Genomic DNA, 17,752 nt, shown 5'->3' with positions numbered 1-17,752 from the left:
GGCAAATTACCTCGCAAATCCGCGCAAAGGAACGCTTGGCAGAGAAATGACTTCGACTGTTCCACCCCGCGACTGGACCGAAATCCGCTGGCCGCAGGTCGCTGGCGCCGATCCGGCGCGCTGGATCGCGGTATTGCCGCTCGCAGCGACCGAGCAACACGGGCCGCATCTGCCCCTCGGCACCGACGTCATGATCGCCGAAGCCTATCTGGCGCTTGTGCGCGAGCTGTTGCCCGTCGGCCTCCCCGCGACCTTCCTGCCGCTGCAGCCGGTTGGCATTTCCACCGAGCATATCGACTTTCCTGGCACGCTGACGCTGCCGGCCGATGTCGCATTGAAGAGTTGGACGACGCTCGGCGACAGCGTGGCGCGCGCAGGCGTCAAAAAGCTGGTGATGGTCACGAGCCATGGCGGCAACAGCGCCGCGATGAGCCTGGTCGCGCAGGATCTGCGTGCGCAACATGAAATGCTGGTGGTCACCACAAGCTGGTCGCGGCTGAGCGCGGCGGACAAGCTGTTCGATGCGGAAGAAGTGCGTCACGGCATTCATGGCGGCGCGGCCGAGACCTCGATCATGCTGGCGCGCTATCCGCAGACGGTGCGCAACGAAGCGATCGCGGATTTTCGTCCCGCCAGCATCGCCATCGAAAAGGATCACCGCTGGCTGTCGACGCAACGGCCCGCGCCGTTCGCCTGGCAAACGCAGGACCTGCACGCAAGCGGCGCGATCGGCGATGCGACCAAGGCTTCCGCGGAGAAGGGCGAGCGCCTGCTCGATCACGGCGCACGCGCGTTCTGCGAGCTGCTTATCGACGTCGATAACTTCGACGTGAACAAGCTCGCAGCCGGGCCGCGCTCATCCACTAAGCCGCTGTTCTGACAGCAAAATAATCGACAGGCATAGCCTTCATCCTCCGCTTCGAACCCAAATCGCGGAGGCTCCGTCCAACGGTGCGTGCGGGCCATCCCGGCGCCGCCTTCAACAGGATGGAGTTATCCATGTCGATCAAGACCAAGATTGCTGCTCTCGCCCTCGCCGCGCTCGCTGTCACCGGCACGATCGCGACGTCGACCACCCAGGCGCAAGCCAAGCCGTTCCACCACCACCACTGGGGCTTGGGCGTCGGTGCCGGCCTCGTCGGCGCAGCGGTTGTCGGCAGCGCCATCGCCGCGAACAACGGCTACTACTACGACGGCTATCGCCGCTGCGGCTGGGTTCGCCAGTACGATGCGTTCGGCAATTACATGGGCCGCGTGCGTACCTGCAATTTCTGATCGATCGACGGAGCGGTTTTGGTTGACGCGTTTTCTGCACAGATAAGTCCACGCAATCTGCGTAAACTTGATTGCGGCGCGAACCGGTAAACCTCCTTCGCTCGAAAACACGTCGACCGTGGATTGTGCGTCCGGCACGGGCGCCTCATCCACCCCGTGTCGTCCCCGGACCCGCCCGGCTGTCCCCCCGGGCGGGTCATCCACATCCGGATCTGGCCGCGACAAGATGATCGCGCCTTCTGTTGCAAAACTGTCATTGAGCGATGCCATCCAGCGGTAATGACTCGCCGTTTCTTGCTATTGCGAATTATTCGCAATAGGGATTGTGGTACGGTGTAGCTTCCCCGATCTGGCGCGATGGAGGGGAATCAGGACATGCGACCGGGGCAAAGGCGGCGTGATGATTTCGTGTGCGGGAAGGCGTCGTAGCAACGCTTCGGGAACGGGCACGCCGAACCCTCGCGACGTCCAGTTTGGAAACATCTCCGCCATGCCGCGCCGCAGCCGATCCTTTGCGAAGATTCTCGGCCACGCGGCGGCCGCGACCGTCGCCTTGAGCGGCCCGGCGGTTGCCGCCGATATCGCCTTCAAGGCTCCCGCCTACGCCGCCGTCTACGATTGGACCGGCTTTTATCTGGGGGGCCACACCGGCTACGGCGATGGCAGCCTGGGCCCACGCACCAATCCCCTCCCCGAACAGTCCGTGTTCTTTCCACCGACCGTTACCGGGCTGCTCGGCGGCTACCAGGCCGGATACAATCGCCAATTCTTCAATCGCATGGTGCTCGGCATCGAGGCCGACGCCACCTTCACCAGCCCGACGGACGTGCCGCGGCTGGTGCCGGGCCCTTTCCAGAGCTCGATCGACTACACCGGCACCTTGCGTGGCCGCGTCGGCTACGCATTCGGATGGTGGATGCCCTATCTGACCGGCGGCTTCGCCTGGGGGCACAGCCATGTCAGGATCAACGACGCCGACGGCGAGATCGTCTCGACCCCCGGTCGATATCACACCGGCTGGACCGTCGGCGCCGGTGCCGAATTCGCGCTGAGCGGCAATTGGAGCGCGAAGCTCGAATACGATTATGTCAACCTCGCGCAACGGACCTACGACCTCGGCGAATTCGGCTTGCCCTCCGTCAGCATCAAGCCCGATCTCCATCTGCTGAAGTTCGGCTTGAACTATCAGTTTGGCGACGCGCCTTGGCCGGTCGCGGCAAGCCCGACCAAACTTCCCGAGTCGAACGACTGGAATGTGCATGCGCAGACCACGTTCCTGCCGCAGGGCTATCCGTCGTTCCGCTCGCCCTACATGGGCACCAACAGCCTGCCGGGGCCTGGACAACTCCAGGCGACCTGGACCACGACGGCGTTTCTCGGCCTCAGGCTGTGGGAAGGCGGCGAGCTCTATTTCAATCCGGAGCTGGCGCAGGGCTTCGGCATCAACGGCACGCTCGGCCTTGCCGGTTTCCCCAACGGCGAAGCGCAAAAGGCAGGAGCGGCCTTTCCGAAGCTGCGGCCGCAACGCTACTTCCTCAAGCAGACCTTTGGACTTGGAGGCGAGCAGGAAGAGGTCGCCGATGGTCCCAACCAGTTGCCGGGCAAGCGCGACATCAACCGCATCACCGTCGTCGTCGGGCGCTTTGCGGTCGGCGACTTCTTCGACGGCAATTCCTATGCAAAGGACCCGCGCGCCGATTTCATGAACTGGGCGATGTGGGCCTCTGCCGCCTACGACTTCCCGGCCGACCTGCCTGGCTATACGCGCGGCGCGGTGGTCGAGTTCAACCGCAAGGACTGGGCGGTGCGCGCCGGCCTGTTCCAGGTGCCTGATGCGCCCAACAGCGACGTCCTGACCTTTAAGACCGGCGGCACCGCGGTCGAGTTCGAAGGGCGCTATGCGCTCTCCGACAAGCCCGGCAAGCTGCGGCTCGGCGCATTTGCCAATCGCGGCAATACCGGCATCTATCAGGAGGCGTTGGATATCGAGAGCCTGAACCCGGCGCTCGACATCAATAACGTGATGACGGCCATCCGCCGCGACAATCTCAAATACGGCTTCTACGCCAACCTCGAGCAGCAGCTCGCCACGGACATTGGCCTGTTTGCCCGCGCGAGCTGGAACGACGGCCGCGCCGAAATTCTCTCGTTCACCGACGTCGACCGCAGCGTTTCGGGCGGCCTGTCGGTCAAGGGCAGCTATTGGGGCCGGCCAAGCGACACGTTCGGCATTGGCGGCGCGATCAACGGCCTGTCCGCCGCGCATCGCGATTTCCTGGCGGCTGGCGGCCTCGGCCTCCTGATCGGCGACGGTCGGCTCAACTACAGCCACGAGCGCATCTTCGAGACGTACTACGCGTATTCGATCAGCAAGAACTTCACCTTGACGGCGGACTATCAGTTCATCACAAACCCCGCCTATAACGCCGACCGTGGCCCCGTGCACATCTTCGCGGGAAGGCTGCACGGGGAATTCTAGAGCATATCTTCACAGGAAGATCGTGCTCAAATGAAAGGATCGCGGGAGATCGGTTCAAGGAGCCATTGTCCCGCCGCCTTCGCCTCGGGTGATGAGGAGCCGCCATGCTCGAACAATCCGCTCAGCCTAACCTCATCGATATCCGCGGCGTCTGTCGCTCCTTTCCCAAGGGCAGCGGCGAGAACCTGCTGGTGCTCGAAAACGTCGACCTGACCATCCGCGCCGGCGAGATCGTCGGCCTGCTCGGCCGCTCCGGCTCCGGCAAATCGACGCTGCTCCGGATCATCGCCGGCCTCGTCGATCCCTCCTCGGGAGAGGCGGCCTGCCGCGGCAAGAAGATCGCAGGTCCCCCCAACGGCGTCGCGATGGTGTTCCAGTCGTTTGCGCTGTTTCCCTGGCTCACGGTGCTGCAGAATGTCGAGCTCGGGCTCGAAGCACTCGGCATCGATGCCGCAGAACGACGCACCCGCGCGCTCGCCGCGATCGACCTGATCGGCCTCGACGGTTTCGAATCCGCCTACCCCAAGGAATTGTCCGGCGGCATGCGCCAGCGCGTCGGCTTCGCGCGCGCCCTGGTGGTGCATCCGGACCTGCTGTTGATGGACGAGCCGTTCTCGGCGCTCGACGTCCTGACCGCTGAAACGCTGCGCACCGACCTGATCGATCTGTGGACCGACGGCCGCCTGCCGATCAAATCGGTGCTGATGGTGACGCACAATATCGAGGAGGCGGTGCTGATGTGCGACCGCATTCTCGTGTTCTCGTCCAATCCCGGCAGAGTGGCGACCGAGATCAAGGTCGATTTCCCGCATCCGCGCAACCGCCTCGATCCGGCGTTCCGGCAGCTCGTCGACAACATCTATGGGCGCATGACGCAGCGGACCGACGGCAAGTCGACCACAGCAGCCGAGGCGGCTTCCGGCGCGGGCGTCGGCACGGCGCTCGGCCATGTCTCGTCCAACGAACTGTCCGGCTTGATCGAGACGCTGGCAGGGCCGCCCTATCACGGCCACGCCGACCTGCCGGTTCTCGCCGGCAGCCTGCAAATGGAGACGGACGAGATCCTGCATCTCGGCGAGGCGCTGCAGCTGTTGCGGTTCGCGCGCTTAAGCGAGGGCGACCTGGTGCTGACCGAAGCCGGTCTGCGCTTTGCCAATCTCGAAACCGACGCGCGCAAGAAACTGTTCGCCGAACATCTGATCAGCTACGTGCCGGTGATGGGCCTGATCAAACGCGTGCTTGACGAACGCCCGTCCCACACAGCCCCCGCCGCGCGATTCCGCAACGAGCTCGAGGACTACATGTCCGAGGATTATGCGGACGAGACGCTGAAGACCATCGTCTCATGGGGACGCTATGCCGAGCTGTTCGCCTATGACGAACAGTCGGAGACGTTCAGCCTGGAGAACCCGCATTAGCCGAGGCGGCCTGTCCCTACCTCGCCGCCGCAACAAACCCTGTCATTCCGGGGCGACGCGAAGCGGCGAGCCCGGAATCCATCGAGCAACAGATGCGGGTGGAAACATGGATTCTCTGATGTGCAATTGCACATCATAGCTCGCCACTGCGTGGCGCCCCGGAATGACCGGGATGGGCGGTTCGCCTTCTCCACGTTCTTGCGGGGAGAGGGAAACGTGCTCACCCCGCTGGCTGGAACGAATCGGGGCGGGCCATGGCCCAGGCGTCGCGGAAGCGGCGGTCCTGGGTGCCTTCGAGCAATTCGCCCGGACGCAGCGCCGGGTACAGTTCGGCAAAGGTGCGGACTTCCGTGGTCGACGTCCGCTGCGTGAAATGGATTGGCCGCAACTCCTGCGGATGCTCGAGGCCGGCGGCGGCGAGCAGTTCCGCCAGCGCATGCAGCGTCGCGTGATGATAGTTGGAGACGCGCTCGATCTTGTCGGGCACGTAGAGCGCGCGGTTGCGGATCGGGTCCTGCGAGGTCACGCCGGTCGGGCAGCGGTCGGTGTGGCAGCTCAAGGACTGGATGCAGCCGAGCGCGAACATGAAGCCGCGCGCGGAATTGCACCAGTCGGCGCCGATCGACATCGCGCGCGCCATGTCGAAGGCAGTCGCGATCTTGCCGGAGGCACCTAACTTGATGCGGTTGCGCGCATTGATGCCGACCAGCGCATTGTGGGCAAAATTGACGCCCTCACGCATCGGCATGCCCAGATGATCCATGAATTCCAGCGGCGCAGCGCCCGTGCCGCCCTCATTGCCGTCGATCACGATGAAGTCGGGATAGATCCCGCTCTCGAGCATCGCCTTGCAGATCGCGAGGAATTCCCAGGGATGGCCGATGCACAGCTTGAAACCGGCCGGCTTGCCGCCCGACAGCCGGCGCATCTCGCCGATGAAAGCCATCATCTCAAGCGGCGTCGAGAACGCCTTGTGCGAGGCCGGCGAAATGCAATCTTCCCCTAGGGGAACGCCCCTGATCTTGGCGATCTCCTCCGAGACCTTCGCCGCCGGCAGCACACCGCCATGGCCGGGCTTGGCGCCCTGGCTCATCTTGAGCTCGACCATCTTGATCTGCTCCTCAGTGGCGACGCGCGCGAACTCGTCCGGATTGAACGTGCCGTCGCGATTACGACAGCCGAAATAGCCGGAGCCGATCTCCCAGATGATGTCGCCGCCCTTCTCGCGGTGGTACGGGCTGACGCCGCCTTCGCCGGTGTCATGCGCAAAGCCGCCTTTCCTGGCGCCGGCGTTCAGCGCGCGCACCGCGTTCGGGCTCAGCGCGCCGAAGCTCATCGCGGAGATGTTGAAGACAGAGGCCGAATAAGGCTTCGCGCAGTCGGGACCGCCGATGGTGATGCGGAATTTCTCGTTCGAATGGGGCTTCGGCGCCACCGAATGGTGCATCCATTCGTAGCCCTCGCGGTAGACGTCTTCCTGGGTGCCGAACGGCCGCTTGTCCAGCACCATCTTGGCGCGCTGATAGACGACGGCGCGGGTGTCGCGGGAGAACGGCATGCCGTCCTTCTCGCTCTCGAAGAAATACTGCCGCATCTCCGGGCGGATCTCTTCGAGCAGGAAGCGCAGATGCGCCGAGATCGGATAGTTGCGCAGCACCGCGTGATGCTTCTGCATGAGGTCGCGGACGCCCAGCAGCGTCAGCGCGCCGAAGATCAGTAAGGGGATCAGGATGACGTCGATCAGCTTCCGGTCGACGATGCCGAACACGAGCAGGAGCGCAGTGACCACCGAGCAGATCGTGAGCACGATGAAGCGCGGCGAGAACGGAAGCAGCAGCGTTGCCATGAAACCCCTCAGCGGATCCTGCCGAACTGGTTATCGGCGGGCGGAGAGCCTAATCGATCCCGCGCCGTCCGCCACACGCTATACGGTATAATGGGACTTCGGGTTCACGGATGTGACACCGACGCTACACGATCCGGGGTGGTGTATTGCGCCGCAACGAAAGGGGGAAGAGGCACCCCGCCGTCATTCCGGGTCGATGCGAAGCATCGGGCCCGGAATCCATCGGGCCACAAACGCCGCGGAGAAATGGATTCCGGGCTCGCGCTGCGCGCGCCCCGGAATGACGGGCGAGAGAGTTGGCTTAAAACTCGAAGCCGATCAGCGCTCGACGAAGGCCTTTTCGATCACGAAATGGCCGGGCGTGCTGTGGCTGCCTTCGGTGAAGCCGCGGCCCTCGAACAGCTTGCGCAGGTCCTCCAGCATCGCCGGGCTGCCGCACATCATGATGCGGTCGGTCTCAAGATCGAGCGGCGGCTGGTGGATGTCGTTGAAGAGCTGATCCGACGTGATCAGGTCGGTGATGCGGCCGCGGTTGCGGAACGGCTCGCGGGTCACGGTCGGATAATAGAGCAGCTTCTCGGCGAGCAGCGGACCGAACAATTCGTCGTCGCGCAGATTGGCGACCAGATCCTCGCCATAGGCGAGCTCGGCGACCTGGCGGCAGCCATGGACCAGCACAATGGTCTCGTAGCGGTCATAGACCTCGGGGTCTTTGATCAGGCTCGCGAAGGGAGCCAGACCCGTGCCGGTCGACAGCAGCAGCAGCCGCTTGCCGGGGATGAGATTGTCGGTGATCAGCGTGCCGGTCGCCTTGCGGCCGACCAGGATGATGTCGCCTTCCCGGATCTTCTGCAGCTTGGAGGTCAGCGGACCGTCCTGCACCTTGATCGAGAAGAACTCGAGCTCTTCCTCGTGATTGGCGCTCGCCATCGAATAGGCGCGCAGCAGCGGCCGGCCATCGATCTCGAGGCCGATCATGGCGAACTGGCCGTTCTGGAAGCGGAAGCCGGAATCGCGGGTGGCTCGGAAGCTGAAAAGCGTATCGGTCCAGTGACGAACAGAAAGGACCTTCTCTCGATAGAACGCGCTCATGTGTCTGGTTTTTCCGATTGACCTTACATAAACGAGGTCGAGTAGCGGCTGCTCGACCGCACGTAATTGACTGACATCAAGGGGAAGCCCGCCTGCCCGTCGCGCCGCTGACACACATAATGGAATTCATCCATTGTGCAATTGCGAACTCAGCATGGCTGTCGATTGATTTCGCAGAATGGTTCAAAACATCGTTGTTAAGGTTTCCGGCGCGGCGCAATTAACTTGCTGGAAACGATGCCGGTAGAGCAATTAATTCCACACGGCACCATTGAGAGAGGAAAATCGACTTGGCGATCCCGATCAGCCAGCGGATTTTTGTCGACGCGGTCACGAAATATTGCCTGGCCCGTAACATTACGGTCGAGGTGCGGTCGGAGGCCTGGCTGATCGTCATGCAACGTGGGCAGCGGCGGCACCTCGCCTTCGCGTATGACGTCGGGCTGAACAGCGCGGTCGCGCACCAGATCGCCAACGACAAGGCGGCTACCGCCGAGGTGCTACAATGTTTTGGGGTGCCCTGCATCCCCCACACCCTGTTCCTTGGGCCGAAGCTTGCGGCCTATACGCGGTCGGCCGGCTCCTGGGAAACGATGCTCCGCCTGCTGGCCGAGCATCCCAACGGGCTCGTCGTCAAGCCAAACGAGGGCACGTCGGGCGAGGGAGTCTTCCGGGTGACGACCAAGCATGCGCTCGAGCTCGCGGTCGGCAGGATCCTGGCGGCCTACCCAAGCCTCGCTATCTCGCCCTATGTCGAGATCGAGGACGAGATTCGTGTTGTCCTGGTCGATGATCTCCCGGTCGTCGTCTACAGCAAGGAGCGCCCGTTCGTGATCGGCGACGGCAGGCATTCGCTGCTCGAGCTTGCGCTCGCGGCCATGCCTGCCGAGCGGCGATCGACGGCGCTGCCCGGCCTGATCGCGACGATCGGGCGGGCCGAGCTCGATGCGATCGTCCCGGAGGGCGAGCGGCGCATCCTCAACTGGCGCCACAACCTCGATTCCGGCGCGCGGCCGGTATTGCTGAAGCAGGGCGAGAGGCGCGACGCCTGCATCGAAATCGCGATCAGGGCCGCCTGCGCGATCGGCATCCGTTTCGGCTCGATCGACGTGGTGCGCACCGATGGCGCCTGGCGGATCCTCGAAGTCAACGCCGGCGTGAAGATGGAAGCGCTGAGCCGCTCGCACCCGGAACTGGCATATGCCGCGTATGAAGCGGCGCTGGATAGGGTGTTTGCGCAGTAAGGCAGTGACGCTGTGAGACCCTCATGGTGAGGAGCGCGGAACGCGCGTCTCGAACCATGAGGCCCCGCCGGTGGCCTCGCCCTTCGAAACGGTCGCTGCGCGGCCTCCTCGGGTGAGGGGAGAAGTCGGAATGCGGCGCTCTCTCCCCGTCATTGCGAGCGTAGCGAAGCAATCCATGGCGCCGCTTGCGGAAGCGTGGATTGCTTCGCTGCGCTCGCAATGACGGACGAGAAGCTAATTACTTGTCCCCTCGTTATCGTCCAACGCCTTGAAAGCTTCCTCGAGCTGCGGCGAGATCGGGACGTTGAGGCGTTCGCCGGTGGGAAGCCGGGCGACGAACCATTTGTTGTAGAGCGGGATCAGGTCGCGGCCGGAGCCGAGCTTGCGGAAGGTGCGCTCGACCACGTCCTTCAACTGCGGCTCGCCCTTGCGGTACATGATGCCGTAGGGATCGTAGGACAGGTAGTCGCCGACCACGCGAAACTTGTCCTGCGACTTGTGCCGCGCGATCAGGCCGTAGAGCAGGATGTCGTCGGTCGCGAACGCATCCGCCTTGCCGTCGGCCAGCATCTGGTAGGACTGCTCGTGGTCGGGCGACGTCACGATGTTCAGCCCGAGCGAGAACTTCTTGTCGACATTGTGCATGGCCTGCTCGTTGGTGGTGCCCTTGGTCACCACCACGGTCTTGCCCTTGAGATCGGTCACCGCCGAGACCGAGGAGGCCTTCGGCACCATCAGTTTGGTGCCGGCGACGAAGATCAAAGGCGAGAATGCGACCTGCCTGGCTCGTTCGGCGTTCGCGGTGGTCGACCCGCATTCGAGATCGATCTTGCCCTGGACGACGGCGGGAATGCGGTCGTCGGAGGTGACCTTGACGTAGTCGATCCTGAGATTGGGGTCGTCGACCTCGACGCCGATCTCCTCCACGATCGCCTCGCACAATTCGAGGCTGTAGCCGATCGGCCGGTTGGATTGATCGAGGAAAGAAAACGGCGGCGAGCTCTCGCGGTAGCCGAGCCGCACCACATGGGTGTTCTTGATATTGGCGAGCGTCGGGCTAAGGCCCTCCACCGTTTGAGCGACCGCGGCGCCGGCCAGCAGGCTTGCTGACAACAGCGCCGCGGCCAAGCTTCGGGCGTGATGCATGCACCCCTCCCATCAATGGCCGGCCATCACCGCACCCGGCACCGCATCGGACGGCACCGCATCGTCAGGCCCAAGCTCGTGCTCTTCCTTCAACTCGCCTTCCCACTTGGCGACCACGGCGGTGGCGAGCGAATTGCCGATCACATTGGTGGCGCTGCGGCCCATGTCGAGGAAGGTGTCGATGCCCATGATCATTAGCAGGCCCGCCTCGGGAATGCCGAACTGGCTGAGTGTCGAGGCGATCACGACGAGGGAGGCGCGCGGCACGCCGGCGACGCCCTTGGAGGTGATCATCAAGGTGGCCAGCATCGCGAGCTGGGTGCCGAGCGACATGTCGATATGATAGGTCTGCGCGATGAAGATGCTGGCAAAGGTGCAGTACATCATCGTGCCGTCGAGGTTGAACGAATAGCCGAGCGGCAGCACGAAGGCCGAAATCCGCGCCGAGGCGCCGAAGCGGTTCAATCCCTCCAGCGTCTTCGGATAGGCGGCCTCCGACGAGGCGGTCGAGAACGCGATCATCAATGGCTCACGGATCAGCCGCAACAGGTGGCTGTAGCGCGGCCCGATCACGATGAAGCCGACGACGACCAGGATCGCCCACAGGATCAGGAGCGAGACGTAGAAGCCGCCCATGAACACGACGAGTTTCCAGAGCACCCCAAGTCCGTTCTTCGACACCGTCGCCATGATCGCGGCCCACACCGCAAGCGGCGCGAACAGCATCACATAGCTCGTGACCTTCAGCATGATGTGGGCGAGGTCGTCGATCAGGGCCATGATCGGCTTCGCCCGCTCCGGCATTGCGCCGAGCGCGACCGCGAAGAACACCGCGAACACCACGATCTGCAGGATCTCGTTCTGCGCCATCGCGTCCGCGATCGAGGTCGGCACCAGGTGGATCAAAAATTTCTCAAATGAAAAGGCCGAGACCGGCAGGCCGGTCGACTGGGCTTTGTCGGGCAGCGTGCCCGGAAAGTTGGCGCCGGGCTGCAGCAGGTTGACCATGACGAGGCCGAGCAGGAGCGAGACGAAGGAGGCGCTGACGAACCAGCCCATGGTCTTCGCGAAGATGCGCCCGAGCCGCGCGCCACTTCCCATATGCGCGATGCCGCCGACCAATGTCGCGAACACCAGCGGCGCGATGATCATCTTGATCAGCCGCAGGAACAGCATCGCGATCAGGTTTACGTCGGCCGCGATCTCCGCCCGGCTGTCGGGCAGGAAGTTGTAGACGAAGGCACCCATCACGATGCCCAGCACCATCGCGATGAGGATGTACTGCGTGAACCTGCTCGACATGCTCTTACTCCCGTAAGTCACCCGGCAAGCGATGGAGTGTGGCAGATTTACGCAGGCGCGCAACACGCTTTCGCTCTGTGCGAGCAGAGCTGCATGTTCCAGTTGTGGAATAGACACGCGGGGATTAGCGTCATGGCAGCGCACAATCTGTGCAATCTGGCGCGCAACGCGCACGCAGTTGCATCGGGATTGACCAACAAGGGAGGGACACCATGAGCGAAGCTAATAATCGTCAGATCCTGCTGGTGGAGAAGCCGACCGGGAGGCTCGGACCTGAGCACTTCAGGATGGTCAATGGCAGCATCGCCGAGCCGAAGGACGGCGAGGCCTTGCTGCGGCTGCGCTATCTCTCGCTCGATGCCGCCAACCGCGCCTGGATGCACGGCGCGACCTACCGCGCCGCGGTCGAGGCCAACACCGTGATGTCCGGTGGCGGCATCGCCGAGGTGGTGGCGTCTAAGGCCTCAGGCCTTGCGCCGGGCGACATCGTGTTCGGGGACACCGGCTGGCAGGATTATGCCGCGGTGCAGGCAAAGCATCTGACCAAGATGCCAAAGCTCGAGCCGATGACGCATTTGCTCAGCGTCTACGGCATCGCTGGCCTCACCGCCTATTTCGGCCTGCTCCATGTCGGCAAGCCCAAGGAAGGCGAGACCGTCGTGGTCTCGGCAGCCGCCGGCTCGGTGGGCTCGATCGTTGGACAGATCGCAAAAATCAAGGGCTGCCGCGTGGTCGGCATTGCCGGCGGCAAGGACAAGTGCCACTGGCTGACCAGCGAACTCGGCTTCGACGCCGCGGTCGATTACAAGGACGGCGGCACCTACAAGGCGCTACGGTCGGCTGCGCCTGATGGCATCGACGTCTATTTCGACAATGTCGGCGGCGACATCCTGGAGGCTTGCCTGCCGCAGATGAACAATCGCGGCCGCATCGCCTGCTGCGGTGCGATCTCGCAATATGACGGCGTCCCCTCCGCTCACGGCCCGCGCGGCGTGCCCGGATTGATCGTTGTCAAGCGGCTAATCATGCAGGGCTTCATCGTGATGGACTTCATGGACCAGCGCGACGCCGCACTCGCCGACCTGCAGTCCTGGGTCGCCTCAGGCAGGCTGAAGGTGCAGGAGGACGTGATCGACGGGCTGGAGAACGCGCCGGCCGCGCTGATCGGCCTGCTCGCCGGCGAGAACCGCGGCAAGCGCATGATCCGGGTGTGATGTTCTGGCGATGCGGCCTTCTCCCTCTCCCCGTTCTTACGGGGAGAGGGTTGGGTGAGGGGCTCTCTCCGCAAATACGGTAATAGCTGAGTTCGCGGAGACTCCCCCTCACCCGGATCGCATCTGCGATGCGATCCGACCTCTCCCCGCAAGCGGGGCGAGGTGCAGTGAAGGAGCCGTTACGGCGCCTGCGGGACAATCCCCGTATCCGGCGCCGTTTCCTTGCGCGACTTGCGCCAATTCTCGAAGCCCTGCACCACAACGAAGAACGCGGGCACGAACAGCACGGCAAGGCAGGTCGAGGCGATCATTCCGGAGAACACGGTGATGCCGATCGACTTCCGCGCGTTGGCGCCGGCGCCGGTCGCGAGCACCAGCGGCACCACTCCGAGGATGAAGGCAAAGGACGTCATCAGGATCGGGCGGAACCTGGCGCGTGCCGCCGCGATCGCCGATTCGATCAGCGGCTCGCGGCCTCGCACGTGATGCTCGAGCGCGACCTCGACGATCAGGATCGCATTCTTCGCCGACAGTGCGATCAACAAGATGATGCCGATCTGGGTGTAGAGGTTGTTGTCGATCCGCAAGGCTGACAACACCAGCATCGGGCCGAGCAACGACAGCGGCACGGCGAGTATCACCGAGATCGGCGCGTACCAGCTCTCATACTGACCGGCCAGCACCAGGTAGACCAGCAGTAAGGCAAGGCCGAATGCATAGTAGATCTGGTTGCTGACTGCCTTCTCCTGATACGACATCGCCGTCCACTCAAAGCCCGTACCCGGCGGCAGCGTCTTTGCGGCGATCTGCTCCATCAGCGCCATTGACTGTCCCGAGCTGTAGCCCTGCGCCGGCAGACCGATGATGGAGGCGGACGGATAGAGATTATAGAGGCTGATCAGCGACGGCCCGACCGACGGCGTGATCGTGGCGACCGTGCCAAGCGGGACCATTTCGCCCTGGCTGTTGCGCACCATCAGGTTCTGGATGTCGCGCAGGTTCAGGCGGAATTTCGAATCCGCCTGCACATAGACCTGGAAGGTGCGGCCGAATTTGTTGAACTGGTTGACGTAGCTCGCACCGAGATAGCTCGATAGCGTCGAGAAGATCTGGTCGGTCGTGACGTTCAGCGTCTGGGTCTTGGTCCGGTCGACCTCGACGTCGTACTGCGGCACCATGGAACGGAAGGACGAGCTGACGCGCTGCAGCGCGCTCTGCGTCTGCGCATTGGCGACGACCGCGCCGGTGATCGCCTGCAGCTTCGCGTAATCGGCATTGCCGTCGCGGAGTTCGACCTGCATCGCGAAGCCGGCGGCATTGCCGATGCCCTGGATCGGCGGCGGGGGAATCACCAGGATGCGCGCCTCCTCGATCTCGGCAAGCTTGTCGTTCAGCCCAAACACCAGAGAGCGCAGATCCTCGCCAGGCCCGCGCTGGCTCCAATCCTTCAGGATCAAATAAGCGACGCCGGCATTCGCCAGGCTCGAACTGTTGTCGAGCGCGGAGATGCCGGCGATGGAGACCACCTGCTGCACGCCAGACGACTTGCCGGCCATCTCGCTGACCCTTTCGAGGACACGTTGTGTCCGATCCAACGCAGCACCATCGGGTAATTGCACTGCAGCCAGCAGATAGCCCTGGTCCTCGATCGGGATGAAGCCGGTCGGCACCCGCGACAGGCCGTAGCCGGCAAGACCGATCAGGATCAGCGCAGCCACGACCGAAACATTGCTGTGCCTGACGAGCCCGCCGATCAGCCGCGCATAGCCGCGCTCCAGCCGCTCATAGAGGGCATTGAAGCCGCGGTAGAAGACATTGCGCTGCTCCAGCGGCACCGGCCGGCGCAGCCACAGCGCACACTGCGTCGGCTTCAGGGTCGCGGCATTGATGGCGCTGATCAGCGCGGTCGCGGCGATCACCAGCGCGAACTGCGCGTACATGCGCCCGGTGAGGCCCGGCAGGAACGCCGCCGGCAGGAACACCGAGATCAGCACCAGTGTGATGCCGACGATCGGCGCGAACAATTCATCCATCGCCTTGATCGCCGCATCATGGCCGGACAGGCCACGTTCGATATTGTGCGCGGCGCCCTCGACCACGACGATGGCGTCGTCGACCACGATGCCGATCGCCAGCACGATCGCAAACAGTGTCGAGAGGTTGATGGAAAAGCCGAGCGCCGCCATCGCCGCGAACGCGCCGATGATGGTCACCGGCACGGTGGTTGCCGGCACCAGCATCGCGCGCCAGTCCTGCAGGAAGACGAGGATCACGATCAGCACCAAGAGGCCCGCCTCGATCAGCGTCTTGTAGACCTCGTTGATCGAGGCCTGGACGAAGATGGTGGTGTCGAACGGCGTGTCGTATTTGATGTCCTGCGGGAACTGCTTGGCCAGTTCCACCATCTTCTTCTCCACCGCCTTCTCGACCTCGAGCGCGTTGGCGCCGGGCGACAGGAACACGCCTATGCCGGTGGAAGGCTTGTTGTTGAGCGAGAAGATCTGGCTGTAGGTCTGGGCGCCGAGCTCGACCCAGCCGACGTCGCGGACGCGGGTGACGTCGCCGACGTTTCCGGTCTTGACGATGATGTTCTCGAACTGGCTCGTGTCATCAAGCCGGCCGGCAACGTTCAGCGTGTACTGGAACGCCTGGCCGGGCGGGGTCGGCGGCATGCCGACCTGTCCCGCCGTGACCTGCTGGCTCTGCTGCTGGATCGCCTGGATGACGTCCTGCGGCACCAGATCGCGTGCCTGCAATTGGTTCGGATCGAGCCAGACCCGCATCGAGTATTGGCCGGCGCCGAACACGGTGACGTTGCCGACCCCTGCCAGCCGCGACAGCTCATCCCTGATGCTGATGGTCGCGTAGTTGGAAAGGAACAGGCTGTCATAGGTCTTGTTCGGCGAGGTCAGCGTCACGAACAGCAGGATCGAGGTCGATCGCTTCTGCACCGTTACGCCCTGGCTCTGCACCGATTGCGGCAATTGCGACAGCGCGCTCGACACCCGGTTCTGCACCAGCACCTGCGCGAAATTGAGATCGGTACCGATCTTGAAGGTGACCGTCAGCGTATAGGTGCCATCGGCGCCGCTATAGGACTGCATATAGAGCATGTCCTCGACACCATTGACCTGCTGCTCGATCGGCAGCGCCACGGTGTCGATCACGGTCTTGGCGGATGCGCCGGGATAGCGGGTCGTCACCTGCACGGTCGGCGGCACCACGTCGGGATATTGCGCGACCGGCAGGTTGAGCAGCGCCACGCCGCCGATCAGGATCATCAGGATCGCGATGACGTTGGAAAGGACCGGCCGCTCGATGAAGAATTTCGAGATCATGGCCGCCCCCTCACTTCGCCGATGCGGAGGCTTCGATCTTCTGCAGTTGCGGATCGACCTTCTGGCCGGGGATCGCGCGCAACAATCCGGCGATGAGGACGCGGTCGTCCGGCTTCAGCCCGCTATCGATGACGCGCAATTCGCCTTCGAGCTGTCCGGTTTCCACCTTGCGCTGCTCGACCACGTTGTCGGCGTTGACGACCAGCACATAGCGGCCGGCCTGGTCGCTGCCGAGCGCGGTAGCGGGCACCAGCAGCGCGTCCTGCTGCTGGTCATAGGGCACGCGGACGCGGACAAAAAAGCCCGGCAACAACGTGCGGTCGGGATTGTCGAAGATGCCGCGCACCGGCAGCGTGCCGGTCGACTGGGTGAGGATCGGCGAGATGTAGTCGAGCTTGCCCTTGTGCGGATAGCCGGTCTCCGTCTGCAGGCCGACCTCGACCGGCAACTGACGCAGCTCGGCCACGGAGAGACCACGCCGCCTCGCGTCCTCGCGGATGCGCAACACGTCCTGTTCGTTGACGTTGAAATTGACCCAGATCGGATCGAGCTGGACGATGCTGGCAAGCTGCGTCGGCGAAGTCGAGCCGACGAGTTCGCCGACCGAGACGAGGTGCGCGCTGACGATGCCGTCGAACGGTGCCGTCACATTGGTGTAGCCGTAATTGACCTCTGCGATCCGGGTATTGGCTTGCGCCTGCTGCAGGCTGGCCTGGGCGTTGTCGCGATTCGCCGTCGACGTATCGAGTGTCGCCTGCGAGACCGCCTGTCGCTGCACCAGGTCGATCTGGCGCTTGAAATCGGTCTCGGCCTGCTTCAGCGTCGCTTGCGCGCCCACCTCCGCCGCCTTTGCCTGCTCGAGCTTCAACTTGTAGGTCTCAGGCTCGATCGTGAACAGCGTGGTGCCTTGCTTGACGAAGGTGCCGTCCTGATAATCGATCGACTGCAGAAAACCCTGCACGCGCGCCACCAGGTCAACGCTCTTGACCGGCGCGGTGGTGCCGGTTGTCTCCAGAAAACGCGTGATGCTGCGCTGCACTGGAATGGCGACTTCCACCTTTGGCGGCGGCGGTGGCACGAAAGTATTTTGCTCGCAGCCACTTAAACCGACCAAGACGGACAGCAGGAAGCTAATGCGCAACAGGGGCGCAGCGGCCGGCCGCGCGCCATGGTTCGATCTGCAACAGGCCGATGGGTGCGCAAGCTTCATTTCCGTGCACCAGTTCAACTTGCCCCGCAAAGAGGCGTTCATCCGGAGACGACTGTCGCGATGCATCCATAGCAACAATTGGCTTGCAGTGGAACCCGAAACAGAAAATGATACCGCCCACTAAGATTGCCGTAGCAGACTTTTAAAGAGCGACCTTCTTCAAGAACGAACTTCGCAAGAATGAACTT

At 63.4% G+C, this 17,752-nt stretch carries 12 protein-coding genes; 6 read left to right on the top strand and 6 right to left on the bottom strand.

Annotated features, from left to right (window positions below):
• The first annotated feature begins 46 nt into the window (after window positions 1-46).
• From AC5ZG1_RS15500 to AC5ZG1_RS15485, 4 genes are all read left to right on the top strand, one after another.
• Window positions 47-880 (top strand): creatininase family protein, encoded by an 834-nt coding sequence (locus AC5ZG1_RS15500; RefSeq protein ID WP_496133391.1) that lies wholly within the window; start codon window positions 47-49, stop codon window positions 878-880.
• Between the two features lie 119 nt (window positions 881-999).
• Window positions 1,000-1,275 carry a hypothetical protein gene (locus tag AC5ZG1_RS15495; protein WP_130225269.1) on the top strand — a complete coding sequence of 92 codons (276 nt, stop codon included), beginning with the start codon at window positions 1,000-1,002 and terminating at the stop codon, window positions 1,273-1,275.
• A 490-nt stretch (window positions 1,276-1,765) separates the two neighbouring features.
• Window positions 1,766-3,754 carry a carbohydrate porin gene (locus tag AC5ZG1_RS15490; RefSeq protein WP_496133390.1) on the top strand — a complete coding sequence of 663 codons (1,989 nt, stop codon included), beginning with the start codon at window positions 1,766-1,768 and terminating at the stop codon, window positions 3,752-3,754.
• 104 nt (window positions 3,755-3,858) lie between these two features.
• Window positions 3,859-5,172 (top strand): ABC transporter ATP-binding protein, encoded by a 1,314-nt coding sequence (locus tag AC5ZG1_RS15485; RefSeq protein ID WP_496133389.1) that lies wholly within the window; start codon window positions 3,859-3,861, stop codon window positions 5,170-5,172.
• A 220-nt stretch (window positions 5,173-5,392) separates the two neighbouring features.
• On the opposite strand, the gene AC5ZG1_RS15480 is transcribed toward AC5ZG1_RS15485, so the two are convergent.
• Window positions 5,393-7,018 (bottom strand): FMN-binding glutamate synthase family protein, encoded by a 1,626-nt coding sequence (locus tag AC5ZG1_RS15480; protein WP_456645458.1) that lies wholly within the window; start codon window positions 7,016-7,018, stop codon window positions 5,393-5,395.
• Window positions 7,019-7,336: 318 nt separating this feature from the next.
• Window positions 7,337-8,110: a ferredoxin--NADP reductase gene (locus AC5ZG1_RS15475; protein ID WP_028163358.1), complete on the bottom strand. Its 774-nt coding sequence runs from the start codon at window positions 8,108-8,110 to the stop codon at window positions 7,337-7,339.
• Between the two features lie 290 nt (window positions 8,111-8,400).
• Here AC5ZG1_RS15475 and AC5ZG1_RS15470 point away from each other — a divergent pair, with 290 nt between their 5' ends.
• The gene (locus AC5ZG1_RS15470; RefSeq protein WP_496133388.1) at window positions 8,401-9,354 is read left to right on the top strand and encodes an ATP-grasp domain-containing protein; all 954 of its coding nucleotides are present in this window, start codon (window positions 8,401-8,403) and stop codon (window positions 9,352-9,354) included.
• A 234-nt stretch (window positions 9,355-9,588) separates the two neighbouring features.
• Here the strand turns inward: AC5ZG1_RS15470 and AC5ZG1_RS15465 are convergent, their stop codons facing one another.
• Together AC5ZG1_RS15465 and AC5ZG1_RS15460 are read right to left on the bottom strand one after the other, a co-directional pair.
• Window positions 9,589-10,500, bottom strand: coding sequence for an amino acid ABC transporter substrate-binding protein (locus AC5ZG1_RS15465; protein ID WP_496133387.1), 912 nt, complete (start codon window positions 10,498-10,500; stop codon window positions 9,589-9,591).
• Window positions 10,501-10,512: 12 nt separating this feature from the next.
• Window positions 10,513-11,802: a dicarboxylate/amino acid:cation symporter gene (locus AC5ZG1_RS15460; RefSeq protein ID WP_028167897.1), complete on the bottom strand. Its 1,290-nt coding sequence runs from the start codon at window positions 11,800-11,802 to the stop codon at window positions 10,513-10,515.
• Window positions 11,803-12,014: 212 nt separating this feature from the next.
• Here AC5ZG1_RS15460 and AC5ZG1_RS15455 point away from each other — a divergent pair, with 212 nt between their 5' ends.
• Window positions 12,015-13,016, top strand: coding sequence for an NADP-dependent oxidoreductase (locus AC5ZG1_RS15455; protein WP_496133386.1), 1,002 nt, complete (start codon window positions 12,015-12,017; stop codon window positions 13,014-13,016).
• A gap of 179 nt (window positions 13,017-13,195) precedes the next feature.
• On the opposite strand, the gene AC5ZG1_RS15450 is transcribed toward AC5ZG1_RS15455, so the two are convergent.
• Entirely contained in the window at window positions 13,196-16,354 is a 3,159-nt protein-coding gene (locus tag AC5ZG1_RS15450; protein ID WP_496133385.1) for an efflux RND transporter permease subunit, read from the bottom strand.
• A gap of 10 nt (window positions 16,355-16,364) precedes the next feature.
• Complete coding sequence (locus AC5ZG1_RS15445) at window positions 16,365-17,564, bottom strand: efflux RND transporter periplasmic adaptor subunit (RefSeq protein WP_496133384.1); 1,200 nt, start codon at window positions 17,562-17,564, stop codon at window positions 16,365-16,367.
• Window positions 17,565-17,752 lie beyond the last annotated feature (188 nt).

This window comes from Bradyrhizobium sp. Leo78, from assembly GCF_059512425.1.
This window is presented reverse-complemented; position numbering and strand designations above follow the sequence as displayed.